The sequence below is a fragment of the Salmonella bongori NCTC 12419 genome, from assembly GCF_000252995.1.
Taxonomy (GTDB): Bacteria; Pseudomonadota; Gammaproteobacteria; order Enterobacterales; family Enterobacteriaceae; genus Salmonella; species Salmonella bongori.
On record NC_015761.1, the window covers coordinates 2,108,723 to 2,128,211 of the forward strand.

General features: G+C 54.5%; 12 protein-coding genes. 10 read left to right on the plus strand and 2 right to left on the minus strand.

Annotated elements, in window-relative coordinates:
• The first annotated feature begins 17 nt into the window (after positions 1 to 17).
• Positions 18 to 3,008 (plus strand): MASE1 domain-containing protein, encoded by a 2,991-nt coding sequence (locus SBG_RS09990; protein WP_001039977.1) that lies wholly within the window; start codon positions 18 to 20, stop codon positions 3,006 to 3,008.
• Here the strand turns inward: SBG_RS09990 and alkA are convergent.
• Positions 2,976 to 3,845 carry a DNA-3-methyladenine glycosylase 2 gene (alkA, locus tag SBG_RS09995; protein WP_000494699.1) on the minus strand — a complete coding sequence of 290 codons (870 nt, stop codon included), beginning with the start codon at positions 3,843 to 3,845 and terminating at the stop codon, positions 2,976 to 2,978. The genes SBG_RS09990 and alkA overlap by 33 nt on opposite strands.
• Positions 3,846 to 3,978: 133 nt before the next feature.
• Here alkA and yegD point away from each other — a divergent pair, with 133 nt between their 5' ends.
• Entirely contained in the window at positions 3,979 to 5,331 is a 1,353-nt protein-coding gene (yegD, locus tag SBG_RS10000; protein ID WP_000469640.1) for a molecular chaperone, read from the plus strand.
• A gap of 98 nt (positions 5,332 to 5,429) precedes the next feature.
• Here yegD and SBG_RS22950 read toward each other — a convergent pair whose 3' ends face one another.
• Positions 5,430 to 5,489, minus strand: coding sequence for a type I toxin-antitoxin system Ibs family toxin (locus SBG_RS22950; protein ID WP_141025549.1), 60 nt, complete (start codon positions 5,487 to 5,489; stop codon positions 5,430 to 5,432).
• Positions 5,490 to 5,771: 282 nt separating this feature from the next.
• Here SBG_RS22950 and SBG_RS10005 point away from each other — a divergent pair, with 282 nt between their 5' ends.
• From SBG_RS10005 to yegS, 8 genes are all read left to right on the plus strand, one after another.
• Entirely contained in the window at positions 5,772 to 7,013 is a 1,242-nt protein-coding gene (locus SBG_RS10005; protein WP_015702926.1) for an MdtA/MuxA family multidrug efflux RND transporter periplasmic adaptor subunit, read from the plus strand.
• Entirely contained in the window at positions 7,013 to 10,135 is a 3,123-nt protein-coding gene (mdtB, locus tag SBG_RS10010; protein WP_001197778.1) for a multidrug efflux RND transporter permease subunit MdtB, read from the plus strand. The genes SBG_RS10005 and mdtB overlap by 1 nt, the downstream gene beginning before the upstream one ends.
• Positions 10,136 to 13,216 carry a multidrug efflux RND transporter permease subunit MdtC gene (gene mdtC, locus SBG_RS10015; RefSeq protein ID WP_001210105.1) on the plus strand — a complete coding sequence of 1,027 codons (3,081 nt, stop codon included), beginning with the start codon at positions 10,136 to 10,138 and terminating at the stop codon, positions 13,214 to 13,216.
• Positions 13,213 to 14,625, plus strand: a complete 1,413-nt coding sequence (gene mdtD, locus SBG_RS10020) for an MFS transporter (RefSeq protein WP_000137833.1) — start codon at positions 13,213 to 13,215, stop codon at positions 14,623 to 14,625. Before mdtC ends, mdtD begins: the two co-directional genes overlap by 4 nt.
• Positions 14,625 to 16,028, plus strand: coding sequence for an envelope stress sensor histidine kinase BaeS (gene baeS, locus SBG_RS10025; protein WP_000870084.1), 1,404 nt, complete (start codon positions 14,625 to 14,627; stop codon positions 16,026 to 16,028). The genes mdtD and baeS overlap by 1 nt, the downstream gene beginning before the upstream one ends.
• Positions 16,025 to 16,747, plus strand: coding sequence for an envelope stress response regulator BaeR (gene baeR / locus SBG_RS10030; RefSeq protein WP_000137858.1), 723 nt, complete (start codon positions 16,025 to 16,027; stop codon positions 16,745 to 16,747). Before baeS ends, baeR begins: the two co-directional genes overlap by 4 nt.
• Positions 16,748 to 16,898: 151 nt before the next feature.
• Positions 16,899 to 18,260: a prephenate-dependent tRNA uridine(34) hydroxylase TrhP gene (trhP, locus tag SBG_RS10035; RefSeq protein WP_000476042.1), complete on the plus strand. Its 1,362-nt coding sequence runs from the start codon at positions 16,899 to 16,901 to the stop codon at positions 18,258 to 18,260.
• Positions 18,261 to 18,541: 281 nt separating this feature from the next.
• Positions 18,542 to 19,441: a lipid kinase YegS gene (yegS, locus tag SBG_RS10040; protein ID WP_001273386.1), complete on the plus strand. Its 900-nt coding sequence runs from the start codon at positions 18,542 to 18,544 to the stop codon at positions 19,439 to 19,441.
• The last annotated feature ends 48 nt before the right edge of the window (positions 19,442 to 19,489 follow it).

The following is a 19,489-nucleotide window of genomic DNA, read 5'->3' on the forward strand; positions in this document are numbered from 1 at the left end:
ATTCGGACAGAGTGGTAATGAATAAACCCTCCCAACATGTTTTCGTTACCGTACCCCACCCGCTGCTGCGTCTGGTCAGTTTAGGCCTGACCGCGTTTATCTTTACGCTCTTTTCACTGGCCTTATCGCGTTTCGGCACCCAACTTGCGCCGCTGTGGTTCCCCACGTCTATTATGATGGTGGCGTTTTATCGCCATGCAGGCCGGCTGTGGCCAGGGATTGCGGTCGCCTGCTCACTCGGCAGTATCAGCGCCTCCCTGACGTTATTTCCTGCTGCCTCGCTTAACTTTAGCTGGACGGCAATTAATATTATCGAGGCGACCACCGGCGCAATACTGCTGCGTCAGTTGCTCCCCCGATATAATCCCTTACAAAATCTGAATGACTGGTTCCGTCTGGCTATCGGCAGCGCCGTGATTCCTCCGCTACTTGGCGGCCTGTTATTCTGGTTCATAGCGCCGGAAACGGTCGTCCCGAAAGCGTTTCTGATTTGGGTATTATCAGAAGCCATCGGCGCGCTGGCCGTGGTGCCGCTCGGTTTACTGTTTAAACCATATTATCTCTTGCGTCATCGCGACCCGCATCTGTTACTGGAAACGCTATTGACCCTGGCCATTACACTGGCGTTAAGCTGGTTTTCCATGCGCTATGTTCCGTGGCCGTTTACATGCATCATTGTCCTGCTGATGTGGAGCGCGGTTCGCCTGCCGCGAATGGAGGCGTTTTTAATTTTTTTAGCTACTGTCATCGTGGTCTCACTTATGCTGGCCAATGACCCTACTCTGCTCGCCACGCCGAAAACCGATGTCATGATCAATATGCCGTGGCTACCTTTTTTAATGATCCTGTTGCCCGCCAATATGATGACGATGGTGATGTATGCGTTTCGGACAGAACGCAAGCACATCACGGAGAGCGAATCCCGCTTTCGTAACGCCATGGAATATTCCGCCATTGGCATGGCACTGGTCGGTACAGAGGGCCAGTGGCTACAGGTCAATAAGTCTCTGAGCCATTTTCTGGGCTATAACCAGGATGAATTACGCGCAATGACATTTCAGCAACTGACCTGGCCGGAAGATCTGAATAACGACCTTGAACAGATGAATATGCTGGTGCGCGGAGACATCAACAGCTATTCCATGGAAAAGCGCTACTACACCCGCAGTGGCGAAGTCGTCTGGGCGCTGCTGGCCGTCTCGCTGGTTCGCCATAAAGACAATCAACCCCTCTATTTTATTGCCCAGATTGAAGACATTAACGATCTCAAGCAAAGCGAGCAGGAAAACCAGCGACTGATGGAGCGTATAACACTGGCGAACGAAGCTCTGTTTCAGGAAAAAGAGCGACTGCACATTACCCTCGACTCTATCGGGGAAGCGGTAGTGTGTATTGATGTCGATATGAATATCACCTTTATGAACCCAATCGCCGAAAAGATGAGCGGCTGGCAGCAGGAGAGCGCTTTAGGCATGCCGCTATTAACCATTTTGCGCATCACACAAGGGGATAATGGTCCGCTGCTGGAAGATATTTATAGCGCCGACAGATCGCGATCGGATATGGAACAGGAGGTCGTTCTCCATTGTCGTAACGGCGGCAGTTACGATATTCATTACAGTATCACGCCGCTCAGCACGCTTGACGGCGGCAATATTGGTTCAGTTCTGGTTATTCAGGATGTGACCGAATCGCGCAAAATGTTGCGCCAGCTCAGCTACAGCGCCACCCACGATGCCCTTACCCATCTCGCCAATCGCGCCAGTTTTGAAAAACGGCTTAAACAGCGCCTACAAACGATACAGGAATCGCCTCAACATCATGCGCTGGTATTTATCGATCTGGACCGTTTTAAAGCGGTTAACGACAGCGCAGGCCATGCCGCTGGCGATGCCCTGTTGCGCGAACTTGCGTCTCTGATGCTCAGTATGCTTCGCTCCGGCGATATAGTCGCCCGTCTGGGCGGCGATGAGTTTGGGCTGCTACTACCGGACTGTAATAGTGAAAGCGCGCGTTTTATCGCAACGCGGCTGATCAATGCTATCAATGATTATCACTTTATGTGGGAAGGACGCTTGCATCGGATCGGCGCCAGTGCCGGGATCACGATGATCAATGAACACAACTGCCAGCTAACAGAGGTCATGTCTCAGGCAGATATTGCCTGCTACGCCGCGAAAAACGGCGGTCGTGGCCGTCTGACCGTGTATGAACCACAGCAGGCGTTAACCTCATCAAAAGGAATGATGTCACTGGAGGAGCAGTGGCATATGATTAAAAATAACCACCTATTAATGCTTGCCAGAAGCGTCGTTCCACCGCGTACGCCGGAGGCTATCAGCTTTTGGCTGGTTTCACTCAGGCTATGGACCAGCGAAGGGGATGTCATGGAAGAGCATGCGTTTCGTGCGGGATTAGCCGATTCCGCGCTGCATCACGCCCTCGACCGACGGGTATTTCATGAGTTTTTCCACCATGCAGCGGCGGCAGTCGCCAGCAAAGGATTAAGTATTGCGTTGCCGCTGTCTGCCGCCGGATTATGCAGCGCCACGCTTATTGATGAACTGCTGGAACAACTGGCGCATAGTCCTCTGCCACCGCGTTTACTCCATCTGCTTATCCCGGCAGATGTCATCGTAACGCAGGCCCCCACCGCCGTTGCGGCCCTACAAAAACTACGGCAACACGGCTGCCAAATTGTTCTCAGCCATGTCGGACGCGATCTACACCTTTTTAATTTGTTGACCCCGCATATCACCGATTATTTACTGCTGGATAGCGACCTTACCGCCAGCATTCACGAGAGTTTAATGGATGAAATGCTGGTCTCGATTATTCAGGGTCATGCCCGGCGTCTGGATATAAATACCCTTGCCGGACCGGTGCAAAACCCGCAGATGATGGATACGCTCTCCGCTATTGGCATTGATTTAATTTATGGCGATGTCATCGCCGAAACTCAGCCGCTGGATCAGCTACTGAATACCAGCTATTTCGCTATCCATTGACGGTTGCCAACCGTGGGTATACCAGATGTGTAGGAGCGCATAGGAACGCCACGGTTTCCAGCGCTCCGCATAACGCCGGATCTGCGCGGGCGTCATCCCAAAAAATCGCTGCTTAATTAAGTAATCATCAGGTAAAAAAATGTCTTTTGCCTGCCAGCCGCGCAAAGCGAAATAGTTCGCCGTCCAGCGGCCAATACCTGGAAAAGTTTGCAAATTCTTCACGCTCTGCTCAATATCCGACGGCGCGGTAAAAGCAAGTTTTCCCGCCAGCGTCGCCTGCGCCAGATAAATTAGCGCTTCGGCACGTCGAAGCGGCATCCCCAGCGCTTTCAACGTCAGCGGATCGGCCAATGCCACCGTTTCCGGCCCAGGAAAACAGACATATCCGGGTGCATCCGGCAGGGCCTCGCCATAGCAGCGCGCCACCTTTGCCGTCAGCTTTGCGGCCATCGCGACGCTCACCAGTTGCCCCAGTATCGCCCGTATGCCTTGTTCAAACGTATCGACCGATCCCGGTAAACGCAGCCCCGGTCTGGCCTCGCCCAGTGCTCCCAGCGTAGCGGCGATCTCCGCGGGCTGGCAGTCAAGATCAAACAGACGCGAGATCTTCGCCAGACACACCGGCGCGACAGGAAGCAAACCCGCACTCAACGTAATTTGTAACGTGTGGGTCGGCTGATGAGGCCTCACGCTTACCAGCCCGCGATGCTCGCCCACCACCAGACTGCGCGCATAAAAGCCCTCGCCCACGGTCTCTATGCCGTCCACCGCACGTGCGGCAAGAAATTCCAACATCCACGACCAGTCATACGGCGGCTGCCAGCTCAGGGTAAACATGCTTTTCTCCTTTATGCGACGCTTTAGCATAAACGCTAATCGAACATGATGCCTTGCTTTCATATTCCAGTTGTCGCCACGACGACATTTCGCTAAAGTCACGCCCCTTCTTCACTGGCATGGGGATTTTAAGGTGTTTATAGGGTTTGACTACGGTACGGCAAACTGCTCGGTCGCCATTATGCGTGACGGGCGACCACAATTGTTGAGGATGGAAAATAACAGCACCTTGCTGCCGTCTATGCTGTGCGCGCCGACGCGCGAAGCGGTGAGTGAGTGGCTGTACCGCCATCATGATGTTCCGGCAACGGACGAAGAAACCCAGGCGCTGCTACGCCGCGCGATACGCTATAACCGCGAGGAAGACATTGAGGTTCGCGCACAAAGTGTACAGTTTGGTCTGGCGTCGCTGGCGCATTATATTGACGATCCACAAGAGGTCTGGTTCGTCAAATCGCCGAAATCCTTTTTAGGTGCCAGTGGCCTGAAACCACAACAGGTCGCGCTATTTGAAGATTTAGTCTGTGCCATGATGGTACATATCCGCACGACAGCGCACGCCCAATTACCGGAGACGATTAACCAGGCGGTGATTGGCCGTCCGATCAACTTTCAGGGGTTGGGCGGCGACGAGGCCAACCGCCAGGCGCAAGGTATTCTGGAGCGGGCGGCAAAACGCGCTGGCTTTCAGGAGGTGGTCTTCCAGTACGAGCCGGTCGCGGCGGGCCTGGACTACGAGGCTACGTTGCAAGAAGAGAAGCGTGTGCTGGTCGTGGATATTGGCGGCGGCACCACCGACTGTTCCATGCTGCTGATGGGGCCGCAGTGGCGCCAGTGCGCCGATCGTGAAAACAGCCTGTTGGGGCACAGCGGTTGCCGCGTGGGCGGAAACGATCTGGATATCGCGCTGGCCTTTAAAAATCTGATGCCTTTGCTGGGCATGGGCGGCGAAACCGAAAAAGGCATCGCCCTGCCGGTGCTGCCGTGGTGGAACGCTGTTGCGATTAATGACGTCCCGGCGCAAAGCGATTTTTACAGTAGCGCGAATGGTCGCCTGTTGAACGATTTAGTTCGCAACGCGCGTGAAGCAGACAAGGTCGCATTGCTGCTCAAGGTCTGGCGTCAGCGGCTTAGCTACCGCCTGGTACGCTGCGCGGAAGAGAGCAAAATCGCCCTTTCCGGCCAAGCGGATGTTACGGCGAGGCTGCCATTTATCAGTGACGACCTGGCGGTCGCTATCAGCCAGCAAGGGCTGGAAGCGGCGCTGGATCAGCCGCTGGCGCGTATTCTGGAACAGGTGCAACTGGCGCTGGACAGCGCGCAGGAAAAACCGGATGTCATCTATCTGACCGGCGGCAGCGCCCGTTCGCCATTGATTAAAAAAGCGCTTTCCGAACAGCTACCGGGCATACCCATCGCTGGCGGCGATGATTTCGGCTCCGTCACTGCAGGGCTCGCGCGCTGGGCAGAGGTCGTTTTCCGCTAAGCGCCTCGCAAGCTCAGCGCGGATGGATTGACATTATTCTTGATGTGGCTTAGCGTCAGGCGTGAGGGTAAGGGAAGATTTCTCCTCCCCCTGGTGTCTTAGTAAGCCTGGAAGCTAATCACTAAGCGTATCACCAGTATGATGACTACCTTCATCATAACCCTTTCCTTATTTTGGCCCCTTCCCCGGGAGGGGCTTTCCCGTTTCAGCATCCTGCTGAAATCGGTGGCTTACCTTCATTGCCGTGCCGCCACTTTACCGCACTGCGGCGCGTTAACGATTTTCACCGATGAGAGTTGCGTAGCGTCTCGCAAAGCGCCTCGCCATTCAGAATAATCCCGACCGTGTTCCATAATTCCTCCATTTTTCTCCCTTCCCTGCTGACTACAATAGAGGGAGCGACATTCCGCAAAATGTTTCAGGATGAGAAACTTATCACGATGAAAGGCAGTAATACTTTCCGCTGGGCAATAGCGATTGGGGTGGTTGTGGCCGCCGCCGCATTCTGGTTCTGGCATACCCGCAGTGAAAGCCCCACCGCCGCGCCGGGTGTCGCCGCACAAGCGCCACACTCCGCCGCCACAGGTCGCCGCGGTATGCGTTCTGGCGCCCTGGCGCCAGTACAGGCTGCGACGGCAACCACACAGGCCGTACCGCGTTACCTGAACGGGCTGGGCACCGTGACCGCAGCCAATACCGTTACGGTGCGTAGCCGCGTGGACGGCCAACTCATCGCCCTGCACTTTCAGGAAGGGCAGCAGGTCAGCGCGGGCGACCTGCTGGCACAAATCGATCCCAGCCAGTTTAAGGTCGCCCTGGCACAGGCGCAGGGACAACTGGCGAAAGATAAGGCCACGCTGGCCAATGCGCGTCGCGATCTGGCGCGTTATCAGCAACTGGTAAAAACCAACCTGGTTTCCCGGCAGGAACTGGATGCGCAACAGGCGCTGGTTAATGAAACCCAGGGAACGATTAAAGCGGATGAAGCCAGCGTTGCCAGCGCGCAGTTACAGCTCGACTGGAGCCGAATCACCGCCCCGATCGCGGGTCGCGTCGGCCTGAAACAGGTGGATGTCGGCAACCAGATTTCCAGCAGCGATACCACTGGCATTGTCGTCATTACACAAACGCACCCGATTGATCTCATTTTTACTCTGCCGGAAAGCGATATCGCGACCGTGGTTCAGGCGCAAAAAGCGGGGAAAACGCTGGCCGTAGAAGCCTGGGATCGGACTAACTCGCACAAATTGAGCGAAGGTGTATTGCTCAGTCTGGACAACCAAATTGACCCCACGACGGGAACGATCAAAATTAAAGCGCGCTTTAATAATCAGGACGATACACTATTTCCTAATCAATTCGTTAACGCCAGGATGCTGGTCGATACTGAACAGAATGCCGTTGTGGTGCCAACTGCGGCAGTGCAGATGGGTAACGAGGGCCACTTTGTATGGGTGCTGAACGACGAGAATAAAGTCAGTAAGAAACGGGTGAAAACCGGTATTCAGGATAACCGGAACGTCGTGATCAGCGCAGGATTGTCAGCAGGTGATCGCGTTGTCACCGATGGCATTGACCGATTGACGGAAGGCGTTAAAGTCGACGTTGTTGAACCGCAAATCGCCGCTGCGGATGAAAACACGTCCTCCCGCCGTGACGGTAAAAAAGGAGCGCGCGCCTGATGCAGGTATTACCCCCGGGCAGCACAGGCGGCCCGTCGCGCCTGTTTATTCTGCGCCCCGTCGCTACTACGCTATTGATGGCGGCAATTTTACTCGCCGGGATTATCGGCTATCGCTTCTTGCCCGTCGCTGCCTTACCGGAAGTAGACTACCCCACTATTCAGGTGGTTACTCTCTACCCTGGCGCCAGCCCGGATGTCATGACATCCGCCGTGACCGCGCCGCTTGAGCGCCAGTTCGGCCAGATGTCAGGCCTTAAACAGATGTCGTCGCAAAGCGCCGGCGGCGCATCGGTGGTGACGCTACAGTTCCAGCTAACGCTGCCGCTGGATGTCGCCGAGCAGGAAGTCCAGGCAGCGATAAACGCAGCCACTAATTTATTGCCCTCCGACCTGCCCAATCCGCCGATTTACAGCAAAGTTAATCCGGCTGACCCGCCTATTATGACGCTTGCCGTCACCTCAAACGCAATGCCAATGACGCAGGTAGAGGACATGGTAGAAACTCGCGTGGCGCAGAAGATTTCGCAGGTTTCCGGCGTCGGGCTGGTGACGCTTGCCGGCGGGCAACGTCCGGCGGTACGCGTAAAACTGAATGCCCAGGCCATCGCCGCGCTCGGTCTGACCAGCGAAACTATCCGTACCGCCATTACCGGGGCGAACGTCAACTCGGCAAAAGGCAGCCTGGATGGTCCTGAACGCGCGGTGACGCTTTCAGCTAACGATCAGATGCAGTCCGCCGACGAATACCGCAGGCTCATCATCGCTTATCAAAACGGCGCGCCGGTACGGCTGGGCGACGTCGCCACCGTCGAACAGGGGGCGGAAAATAGCTGGCTCGGCGCATGGGCGGATAACACGCCGGCAATCGTGATGAACGTTCAACGCCAGCCCGGCGCGAATATCATCGCAACGGCGGACAGCATTCGCCAGATGCTTCCCCAGCTTACCGAAAGCCTGCCAAAATCGGTGAAGGTCACAGTACTGTCCGATCGCACCACCAATATTCGCGCTTCCGTGCGCGATACCCAGTCTGAACTGATGCTGGCGATCGCGCTGGTCGTCATGATTATCTACCTGTTTTTACGCAACATTCCTGCCACAATTATCCCCGGTGTCGCTGTACCGCTGTCGCTTATCGGCACGTTTGCTGTAATGGTGTTTTTGGATTTTTCCATTAATAACCTGACGTTAATGGCGCTCACTATCGCCACAGGGTTCGTGGTGGACGACGCGATTGTGGTTATCGAAAACATCTCACGCTATATCGAAAAAGGAGAAAAACCGCTGGCAGCGGCACTGAAAGGCGCGGGCGAAATCGGCTTTACCATTATTTCACTCACCTTTTCGCTGATTGCGGTGCTAATACCCTTACTCTTTATGGGTGATATTGTTGGTCGCCTGTTCCGCGAATTTGCGGTGACACTGGCGATAGCGATTTTGATCTCCGCTGTTGTCTCTTTGACGCTAACACCTATGATGTGCGCGCGTATGCTAAGCCAGGCATCATTGCGTAAGCAAAACCGCTTCTCGCGCGCCTCGGAACGGTTGTTTGAACGGGTAATCGCCAGCTACGGGCGCGGGCTCGCGAAAGTACTCAACCATCCGTGGCTAACATTGAGCGTGGCATTCACTACGCTACTGCTCAGCATTATGCTGTGGATAGTCATCCCGAAAGGGTTCTTTCCGGTACAGGATAATGGCATCATCCAGGGCACTCTGCAGGCACCACAATCGTCATCTTATGCCAGTATGGCGCAGCGCCAGCGCCAGGTTGCGGATCAAATCTTACAGGACCCGGCGGTGGAAAGCCTGACGACCTTTGTCGGCGTGGACGGTGCTAACCCCACGCTAAATAGCGCGCGCCTGCAAATTAATCTCAAGCCGCTGGAAGCGCGTGATGACCGGGTGCAACAGGTTATTTCCCGCCTGCAAACCGCGGTAGCGACTCTGCCTGGCGTGGCGCTGTATCTTCAGCCGACGCAGGATTTAACTATCGACACGCAGGTCAGCCGCACGCCGTATCAGTTCACCCTGCAAGCGACCTCGCTTGACGCGCTTAGCCACTGGGTGCCGACACTGTTGAATGCCTTACAGTCGTTGCCACAACTCTCTGAAGTAAGCAGCGACTGGCAGGACCGGGGATTAGCGGCCTGGGTGAATGTCGACCGCGACAGCGCCAGCCGTCTGGGCATCAGCATGGCGGATGTGGATAACGCACTCTACAACGCTTTCGGGCAACGCTTAATTTCGACGATTTATACCCAGGCGAACCAGTACCGCGTCGTGCTGGAACATAATACCGCCAGCACGCCAGGACTGGCGGCGCTGGAGACGATTCGCCTGACAGGCAACGATGGCGCAATGGTACCACTCAGCGCGATAGCCAGTATTGAGCAACGTTTTGCCCCGCTTTCTATCAATCACTTAGATCAATTCCCGGTCACGACATTTTCATTTAACGTACCGGAGGGCTATTCGCTCGGCGATGCTGTGCAGGCTATTCTTGATACGGAAAAAGCGCTCGCGCTACCTGCAGATATTACGACGCAATTTCAGGGCAGTACGCTTGCCTTCCAGGCCGCTCTGGGAAGCACCGTCTGGCTTATTGTCGCCGCGGTAGTGGCAATGTATATCGTGCTTGGCGTGCTGTATGAGAGTTTTATCCATCCAATCACGATTCTCTCCACGCTGCCCACTGCGGGCGTCGGCGCACTGCTGGCGCTGATGATTGCCGGAAGCGAACTGGATATTATCGCCATTATCGGCATTATTTTGCTGATCGGCATTGTGAAGAAAAACGCCATCATGATGATTGACTTCGCGCTCGCCGCCGAACGCGAGCAGGGGATGAGCCCACGCGACGCTATCTTCCAGGCCTGTTTGCTGCGTTTTCGGCCGATTCTGATGACCACGCTGGCGGCGCTGCTCGGCGCGTTGCCATTAATGCTGAGTACTGGCGTCGGCGCAGAGTTGCGCCGCCCGCTGGGGATAGCCATGGTGGGCGGCTTACTGGTCAGTCAGGTATTAACGTTGTTTACTACGCCCGTTATCTATCTGCTGTTCGACCGCCTGTCACTGTACGTGAAAAACCGCTTCCCACGCCATGAAGAGGAGACGTAAATGCGCTTTTTCGCCCTTTTCATTTACCGCCCGGTCGCCACTATTTTGATTGCCGCCGCCATTACGCTGTGCGGCATTCTGGGCTTTCGACTGCTGCCGGTCGCTCCGCTGCCGCAGGTTGATTTCCCGGTAATTATGGTAAGCGCCTCATTGCCGGGCGCTTCGCCGGAAACCATGGCATCGTCAGTAGCGACGCCGCTGGAACGTTCGCTGGGACGCATTGCCGGCGTTAATGAAATGACGTCCAGCAGTTCACTTGGCAGTACACGCATTATTCTCGAATTTAACTTCGACCGCGATATTAACGGCGCGGCGCGCGACGTGCAGGCGGCCATTAACGCCGCGCAAAGCTTACTGCCAAGCGGAATGCCCAGCCGCCCGACCTACCGCAAGGCTAACCCGTCCGACGCGCCCATTATGATTTTAACGCTCACATCGGATACCTGGTCGCAGGGGGAACTGTATGATTTCGCCTCAACCCAACTGGCGCAAACCATCGCACAAATTGACGGCGTGGGTGATGTTGACGTCGGCGGCAGTTCCCTGCCCGCGGTACGCGTAGGCTTAAACCCACAAGCGCTGTTTAATCAGGGCGTCTCACTGGACAAGGTTCGCGAGGCTATCGATAACGCCAACGTGCGCAGGCCGCAGGGCGCTATTGAAGATAACATCCACCGCTGGCAAATACAGACCAACGACGAACTGAAAACCGCCGCCGACTATCAACCGCTGATTATTCACTATAACAACGGCGCTGCCGTACGCCTGGGCGATGTCGCCCGTGTTACCGACTCGGTACAGGATGTTCGTAACGCCGGGATGACTAATGCGAAGCCGGCTATTTTGTTGATGATCCGCAAGCTGCCAGAAGCCAACATTATTCAAACGGTAGACGGTATTCGGGCAAAATTACCGGAACTACGGGCAATGATCCCTGCCGCTATCGATTTACAAATCGCCCAGGATCGCTCGCCGACGATTCGCGCATCGCTACAAGAGGTAGAAGAAACACTGATTATCGCCGTCGCGCTGGTGATTCTGGTGGTATTTTTTTTCCTGCGCTCCGGGCGCGCTACGCTAATCCCTGCTGTCGCCGTTCCGGTTTCTCTCATCGGCACATTCGCTGCTATGTATCTGTGCGGCTTCAGTCTCAATAATCTGTCGTTAATGGCGCTCACTATCGCAACCGGATTTGTCGTTGATGACGCGATTGTGGTGCTGGAAAATATTGCCCGCCATCTGGAAGCCGGAATGAAACCGTTGCAGGCGGCATTACAAGGCACACGGGAAGTCGGTTTTACGGTTATCTCCATGAGCCTTTCGCTGGTGGCTGTATTTCTACCGCTACTGTTAATGGGCGGTCTGCCTGGGCGGCTATTACGGGAGTTCGCCGTCACCCTTTCGGTGGCGATTGGCATTTCGCTGGTCGTCTCGCTCACGCTGACGCCGATGATGTGTGGCTGGATGCTGAAATCAAGCCAACCTCGCGCCCAGCCGCGTAAACAGGGCATTGGCCGCCTGCTGGTAGCCTTACAGCAGAGGTATGGCACGTCATTAAAATGGGTACTCAACCATACGCGTCTTGTCGGTGTGGTTTTTCTTGGCACCATTGCGCTGAATATCTGGCTTTATATCGCCATTCCTAAGACGTTCTTTCCGGAACAAGACACCGGCGTGCTGATGGGCGGTATTCAGGCTGACCAGAGCATCTCTTTCCAGTCCATGCGCGGTAAGCTGCAGGATTTTATGCAGATTATTCGCGACGATCCGGCAGTGGATAATGTTACCGGTTTTACCGGCGGATCGCGGGTGAACAGCGGCATGATGTTTATTACGCTTAAACCGCGCGGTGAACGCAAAGAGACCGCGCAGCAGATTATTGATCGGTTGCGCATCAAACTGGCGAAAGAACCGGGTGCTACGTTGTTTCTAATGGCAGTCCAGGACATCCGCGTCGGTGGACGTCAGGCTAACGCCAGTTATCAATATACATTGTTGTCTGACTCCCTGTCGGCGCTGCGTGAATGGGAGCCCAAAATACGCAAAGCGCTCTCTGCTCTGCCGCAACTGGCGGACGTTAACTCCGACCAACAGGATAACGGTGCCGAGATGAGCCTTACCTACGATCGTGACACCATGTCGCGGCTGGGCATTGATGTTCAGGCCGCCAATAGCCTGTTAAATAACGCATTTGGTCAGCGGCAGATCTCCACCATTTATCAGCCGATGAACCAGTATAAAGTGGTAATGGAAGTTGACCCACGCTATACCCAGGATATCAGCGCGCTGGATAAAATGTTTGTTATCAACAGCGACGGGAAAGCGATCCCTCTCTCCTATTTCGCCCAATGGCGGCCAGCTAATGCGCCGCTGTCGGTGAACCATCAGGGACTTTCCGCGGCGTCGACTATTGCCTTTAACCTGCCGGCCGGCACGTCGTTATCGCAGGCGACGGAAGCCATTAATCGCACCATGACGCAGCTTGGCGTGCCCCCAACCGTACGCGGCAGCTTTGCCGGAACGGCGCAAGTCTTTCAGCAGACCATGAATTCGCAGCTTATTCTGATCCTGGCGGCGATTGCCACCGTCTATATTGTGCTGGGGATATTGTACGAAAGTTACGTCCACCCGCTGACCATTCTCTCTACTCTGCCGTCAGCGGGCGTAGGAGCGCTCCTGGCGCTGGAACTCTTCAATGCCCCGTTCAGCCTAATCGCCCTGATAGGGATCATGCTATTAATTGGCATTGTAAAGAAAAACGCCATTATGATGGTCGATTTTGCGCTTGAAGCACAACGAAACGGCAACCTGCCCCCGGAACAAGCTATTTTCCAGGCCTGTTTGCTACGTTTTCGTCCGATAATGATGACGACGTTAGCCGCGCTGTTCGGTGCATTGCCGTTGGTATTATCTGGCGGAGACGGTTCGGAATTACGTCAGCCGCTGGGGATAACCATTGTCGGTGGTTTGGTTATGAGCCAGCTCCTGACCCTCTATACCACGCCAGTGGTGTACCTCTTTTTCGACCGTCTGCGGCTGCGTTTTTCGCGTAAAAATAGCAAACCGGTAGTAGAGATATGACTGAGCTTCCTGACAGCACCCGCTGGCAACTTTGGATTGTGGCATTCGGCTTTTTTATGCAGTCGCTGGATACCACCATCGTTAATACTGCGCTTCCCTCCATGGCGAAAAGCCTGGGGGAAAGCCCGCTCCATATGCACATGGTGGTGGTGTCGTATGTTCTCACCGTCGCCGTAATGCTGCCTGCCAGCGGCTGGCTGGCAGACAAAATCGGCGTGCGTAATATTTTCTTTGCCGCCATCGTGCTGTTCACGCTGGGATCGCTGTTTTGCGCCCTCTCCGGCACGCTTAATGAACTGGTATTGGCGCGGATTTTACAAGGCGTTGGCGGCGCAATGATGGTGCCGGTCGGACGCCTGACAGTAATGAAAATCGTGCCGCGCGAGCAATATATGGCAGCGATGACCTTCGTTACCCTACCGGGGCAGTTCGGGCCACTGCTCGGCCCCGCGCTGGGCGGCGTACTGGTCGAGTATGCCTCATGGCACTGGATCTTTCTGATTAATATTCCTGTCGGTATTATCGGCGCTATCGCCACCTTTATGCTGATGCCGAACCATACTATAGAAACCCGCCGCTTTGATCTGCCTGGCTTCCTGCTGTTGGCTGTCGGCATGGCAGTACTCACGCTGGCGCTGGACGGCAGTAAAAGCATGGGGATCTCGCCCTGGGCATTAGCAGGGCTTGCCGCAGGCGGCGCCGCATCAATTCTGTTCTACATTCTCCATGCCAAAAAAAATTCAGGCGCGCTATTTAGTCTGCGACTGTTTCACACCCCCACTTTTTCTCTGGGTCTGTTGGGCAGTTTTGCCGGGCGTATCGGCAGCGGTATGTTGCCGTTTATCACTCCGGTCTTTTTGCAGATTGGCCTCGGTTTTTCACCATTTCATGCCGGCCTGATGATGATCCCTATGGTGCTGGGCAGCATGGGAATGAAACGTATTGTGGTACAGATAGTTAACCGTTTTGGCTATCGTCGGGTACTGGTAGCAACCACGCTCGGACTGGCATTCGTTAGCCTGATGTTTATGTCGGTCGCTCTGCTCGGCTGGTATTATCTCCTGCCGCTGGTACTGCTTGTTCAGGGAATGGTGAATTCGGCGCGTTTTTCCTCCATGAATACCTTAACACTAAAAGACCTTCCCGATACGCAGGCCAGCAGCGGTAACAGCTTACTATCAATGATCATGCAGCTCTCAATGAGTATTGGCGTCACCCTTGCCGGGCTACTGCTGGGCCTGTTTGGTCAGCAACATATTGGCATAGACAGTAGCGCCACACACTACGTCTTTATGTACACCTGGTTATGTATGGCGGTTATTATCGCGCTACCGGCGATAATTTTTGCCCGCGTGCCGAACGATACACAGCAAAACATGGTCATTTCGCGGCGTAAAAGGAGCCTGTAATGAAAGTCTGGCGGCCCGGTATCACCGGCAAACTGTTTCTGGCAATTTTCGCCACCTGCATCGTGTTGCTGATCAGTATGCATTGGGCCGTGCGTGTCAGTTTTGAACGCGGATTTATTGACTACATTAAACATGGCAACGAACAACGGTTACAAATGCTGGGCGATGCGTTGGGCGATCAGTATCAGCAACACGGCAACTGGCGTTTTTTACGCAACAACGATCGCTTCGTTTTCCAGATCCTGCGTTCATTTGAGCATGACAATGACCGTGATAAACCCGGCCCTGGTATGCCGCCGCATGGTTGGCGTACCCAATTCTGGGTGGTTGATCAAACTGGCCGGGTACTGGTTGGCCCCCGCGGCCCGGTGCCCCATGACGGTACCCGGCGGCCCATTCTGGTCAATGGCGCCGAAGTCGGCGCGGTCATCGCTTCCCCCGTCGAGCGACTGACGCGTAATACGGATATTAATTTTGATAAACAGCAGCGGCGCGCCAGCTGGATGATTGTGGCATTATCAACGTTGCTCGCCGCACTGGCGACATTTTTGCTGGCGCGCGGCCTGCTTGCTCCCGTTAAACGACTGGTCGAGGGTACGCACCGACTGGCGGCGGGGGATTTTACCACCCGCGTAGCGCCTACCAGCGCTGATGAGCTGGGAAAACTGGCGCAGGACTTTAACCAGCTTGCCAGTACGCTGGAAAAAAACCAGCAGATGCGTCGTGACTTTATGGCGGATATTTCCCATGAACTGCGCACGCCGCTGGCGGTATTACGCGGCGAACTGGAGGCCATTCAGGATGGCGTTCGTCAGTTCACCCCGGAGTCAGTCGCGTCGCTACAGGCGGAGGTGGGTACGCTCACCAAACTGGTTGACGATTTGCATCAGCTCTCTTTGTCTGACGAGGGGGCGCTGGCCTATCAAAAAACCACTGTCGATCTTGTACCCCTGCTGGAAGTCGCTGGCGGCGCGTTCCGGGAACGTTTCGCCAGCCGGGGGCTGACGCTACATTACTCGCTGCCGGATAGTATGACCGTCTTCGGCGATGCGGATCGTTTGATGCAACTGTTTAATAATCTGCTGGAAAACAGTCTGCGCTACACGGATAGCGGTGGTGGCCTGCATATTTCTGCCGAACAGCGCGACAAAACATTATTCCTGACCTTTGCCGATTCCGCGCCGGGCGTCAGCGATGAGCAGCTCTCAAAGCTTTTTGAACGTTTTTACCGAACGGAAGTGTCCCGCAACCGCGCCAGCGGCGGGTCAGGACTGGGGCTGGCGATCTGCGTCAATATCGTACATGCGCACAACGGGCATATTCGCGCCGCGCATTCGCCTTTTGGCGGGGTTAGCATTACAGTAGAACTACCGCTGGATCGCGATTTACAGAGAGATGTATGACTGAGTTACCCATTGATGAAAACACGCCGCGCATATTGATTGTTGAAGATGAACCCAAATTGGGACAACTACTTATCGACTATCTGCGTGCAGCGAGTTACGCCCCTACGCTCATCAATCACGGCGACAACGTACTGCCATATGTGCGTCAAACGCCGCCGGATCTGATCCTGCTGGATCTGATGCTACCGGGTACGGATGGCCTGACGCTATGCCGGGAGATCCGTCGTTTTTCCGACATCCCTATCGTGATGGTCACAGCCAAAATTGAAGAGATTGACCGGCTACTTGGGCTGGAAATCGGCGCCGATGATTATATCTGTAAGCCTTACAGCCCACGCGAAGTGGTGGCCCGCGTCAAAACAATTTTACGTCGCTGCAAACCACTGCGTGAACTCCAGCAGCAGGATGCCGAAAGCCCGTTAATGATTGATGAAAGCCGTTTCCAGGCCTCCTGGTGTGGAAAAACGCTGGATTTAACGCCCGCTGAATTTCGCCTGTTAAAAACCTTGTCGCTTGAACCGGGTAAAGTTTTCTCCCGCGAGCAATTACTGAACCACCTCTACGATGATTATCGTGTAGTGACCGATCGTACTATCGACAGCCACATTAAAAACCTGCGCCGCAAACTGGAATCGCTGGATGCTGAGCAGTCATTTATACGCGCGGTTTATGGAGTGGGATATCGCTGGGAAGCGGATGCGTGCAGGATTGTCTGATTGCGATTTATCACGTCAGATATGCGTCCCTGGCGTTGTTCTTTACCTCACCGCGCCGCGGCGCTACAATGCCCGCCCTTAAAGTGAGGACTCTCCTCCAGCCGCCTCATCAGGTGAGGCGGATCTGACCTGTCATCAGAACGAGAAAAGAATGTTTAAACCAGAACTCCTTTCGCCAGCGGGAACGCTGAAAAACATGCGTTACGCTTTCGCCTACGGCGCCGATGCCGTTTATGCGGGCCAGCCACGCTACTCCTTGCGCGTACGTAATAACGAATTCAATCACGAAAATTTGCAGCTGGGCATCAACGAAGCCCACGCGCTTGGCAAAAAATTTTATGTTGTGGTGAATATCGCCCCGCATAACGCCAAGCTCAAAACGTTTATTCGGGACCTGAAACCCGTGGTCGAGATGGGGCCGGATGCGCTAATCATGTCTGACCCGGGGTTGATTATGCTGGTGCGCGAGCACTTCCCGGAGATGCCGATCCATCTGTCAGTACAGGCTAACGCCGTAAACTGGGCAACGGTAAAATTCTGGCAGCAGATGGGGCTGACCCGCGTAATTCTCTCCCGCGAGCTGTCTCTGGAAGAGATTGAAGAGATTCGCCAGCAGGTGCCGGATATGGAGATAGAGATTTTCGTCCACGGCGCGCTGTGTATGGCCTATTCCGGTCGCTGCCTGCTTTCCGGCTACATTAATAAACGCGATCCGAATCAGGGCACCTGCACGAATGCCTGCCGTTGGGAGTATAACGTACAGGAAGGAAAAGAGGACGTGGTCGGCAACATCGTGCATAAGTACGAGCCGATTCCGGTACAGAATGTCGAGCCGACGTTAGGTATCGGCGCACCGACGGACAAGGTGTTTATGATAGAAGAAGCCCAAAGGCCGGGCGAATATATGACCGCGTTCGAAGATGAGCACGGCACCTATATCATGAACTCAAAAGACTTGCGCGCTATCGCCCACGTTGAACGCCTGACGAAAATGGGTGTCCACTCGCTAAAAATCGAAGGGCGCACCAAATCCTTTTATTACTGCGCCCGTACCGCGCAAGTTTACCGTAAAGCGATAGACGACGCCGCGGCGGGTAAACCCTTTGACCCTACTCTGCTGGAAACGCTGGAAGGTCTGGCCCATCGCGGCTATACCGAAGGTTTCCTTCGTCGCCATACGCACGACGATTACCAGAATTATGAATATGGGTACTCCGTCTCCGAACGCCAACAATTTGTCGGCGAGTTCACTGGTGAGCGTAAAGGGCAGCTGGCCGCTGTGGCGGTAAAAAATAAATTCTCCGTTGGGGATAATCTGGAACTGATGACGCCGCAGGGAAATATCAATTTCACCCTCGAACAGATGGAAAACGCCAAAGGGGAAGCCATGCCGGTCGCGCCTGGTGACGGCTATACCGTCTGGATGCCTGTACCACAGGATGTCGTACTGGACTATGCGTTACTGATGCGTAATTTCTCAGGCGAATCAACACGTAACCCACATGCTAAGTAGTTAATGGCGGTTATTTTTTCATAGCGGGAAGATTCTTAGAAATTGATCACATACCGCTTCGCTCATTGCGGGTATTATTCGAGACGCTGAAAAACATAACCCATAAATGCTAGCTGTACCAGGAACCACCTCCTTGGCCTGCGTAATCTCCCTTACGCAGGCTTATTTTTTATACGTTATTGCACCGCAACTTTTCAATTTTCATCCTGTTCTGACCTCGCTTTTTCATTTCTGCTATACACTTTCTGAAGGTTGTTATTCAACACATTAAGGCATAACGGATGGCTAACTTTCCCGCCAGCTTACTGATCCTCAATGGCAAAAGCGCTGATAATCAGCCGTTGCGTGAGGCCATTACCCTCCTTCGCGACGAAGGCATACAGATTCATGTTCGGGTCACCTGGGAAAAGGGCGACGCGCAACGTTACGTTGATGAAGCCCGCCGGCTCGGCGTTGAAACGGTGATTGCGGGCGGCGGCGACGGTACCATTAATGAAGTGTCTACCGCGCTTATCCAGATCCACGACGGCGTAGTCCCCGCCCTGGGCCTTTTGCCGCTCGGTACCGCTAACGATTTTGCCACCAGCGCTGGCATTCCTGAGGCACTCGACAAAGCGCTGAAACTGGCGATTGCCGGAAACGCCATGGAAATTGATATGGCCAAGGTTAACGATAAAACCTGTTTTATCAATATGGCGACGGGCGGTTTTGGCACTCGCATTACTACCGAAACGCCGGAGAAACTCAAAGCCGCGCTGGGAGGCGTCTCCTATCTGATCCATGGCCTGATGAGTATGGATACCCTTAAACCTGACCGCTGCGAAATTCGCGGCGAAAACTTTCACTGGCAGGGAGATGCTCTGGTGATCGGCATCGGTAATGGGCGTCAGGCGGGCGGTGGGCAACAATTGTGTCCTACCGCGCTGATTAATGACGGGTTGTTGCAGCTGCGGATTTTTACCGGCGAAGAACTCATACCGGCGCTGTTTTCAACACTGACGCAATCAGATGACAATCCAAATATTATTGACGGTGCCTCAGCCTGGTTTGATATCCATGCGCCGCATGAAATTACCTTTAATCTGGATGGCGAACCGCTCAGCGGACAAGAATTTCATATTGAGGTGCTACCAGGCGCATTACGCTGCCGCCTGCCGCCTGGCTGTCCGCTACTGCGTTAAAAAAACATCTGTCAGGCCGGACACATGCCCATCCGGCCTGTTTTCATT

Bases quoted from the DNA above. Each gene is read 5' to 3' on its own strand.
- SBG_RS09990 (WP_001039977.1), top strand. From the start codon at position 18: ATGAATAAACCCTCCCAACATGTTTTCGTTACCGTACCCCACCCGCTG.
- alkA (WP_000494699.1), bottom strand. From the start codon at position 3,845: ATGTTTACCCTGAGCTGGCAGCCGCCGTATGACTGGTCGTGGATGTTG.
- SBG_RS10005 (WP_015702926.1), top strand. From the start codon at position 5,772: ATGAAAGGCAGTAATACTTTCCGCTGGGCAATAGCGATTGGGGTGGTT.
- mdtB (WP_001197778.1), top strand. From the start codon at position 7,013: ATGCAGGTATTACCCCCGGGCAGCACAGGCGGCCCGTCGCGCCTGTTT.
- mdtC (WP_001210105.1), top strand. From the start codon at position 10,136: ATGCGCTTTTTCGCCCTTTTCATTTACCGCCCGGTCGCCACTATTTTG.
- mdtD (WP_000137833.1), top strand. From the start codon at position 13,213: ATGACTGAGCTTCCTGACAGCACCCGCTGGCAACTTTGGATTGTGGCA.
- baeS (WP_000870084.1), top strand. From the start codon at position 14,625: ATGAAAGTCTGGCGGCCCGGTATCACCGGCAAACTGTTTCTGGCAATT.
- baeR (WP_000137858.1), top strand. From the start codon at position 16,025: ATGACTGAGTTACCCATTGATGAAAACACGCCGCGCATATTGATTGTT.
- trhP (WP_000476042.1), top strand. From the start codon at position 16,899: ATGTTTAAACCAGAACTCCTTTCGCCAGCGGGAACGCTGAAAAACATG.
- yegS (WP_001273386.1), top strand. From the start codon at position 18,542: ATGGCTAACTTTCCCGCCAGCTTACTGATCCTCAATGGCAAAAGCGCT.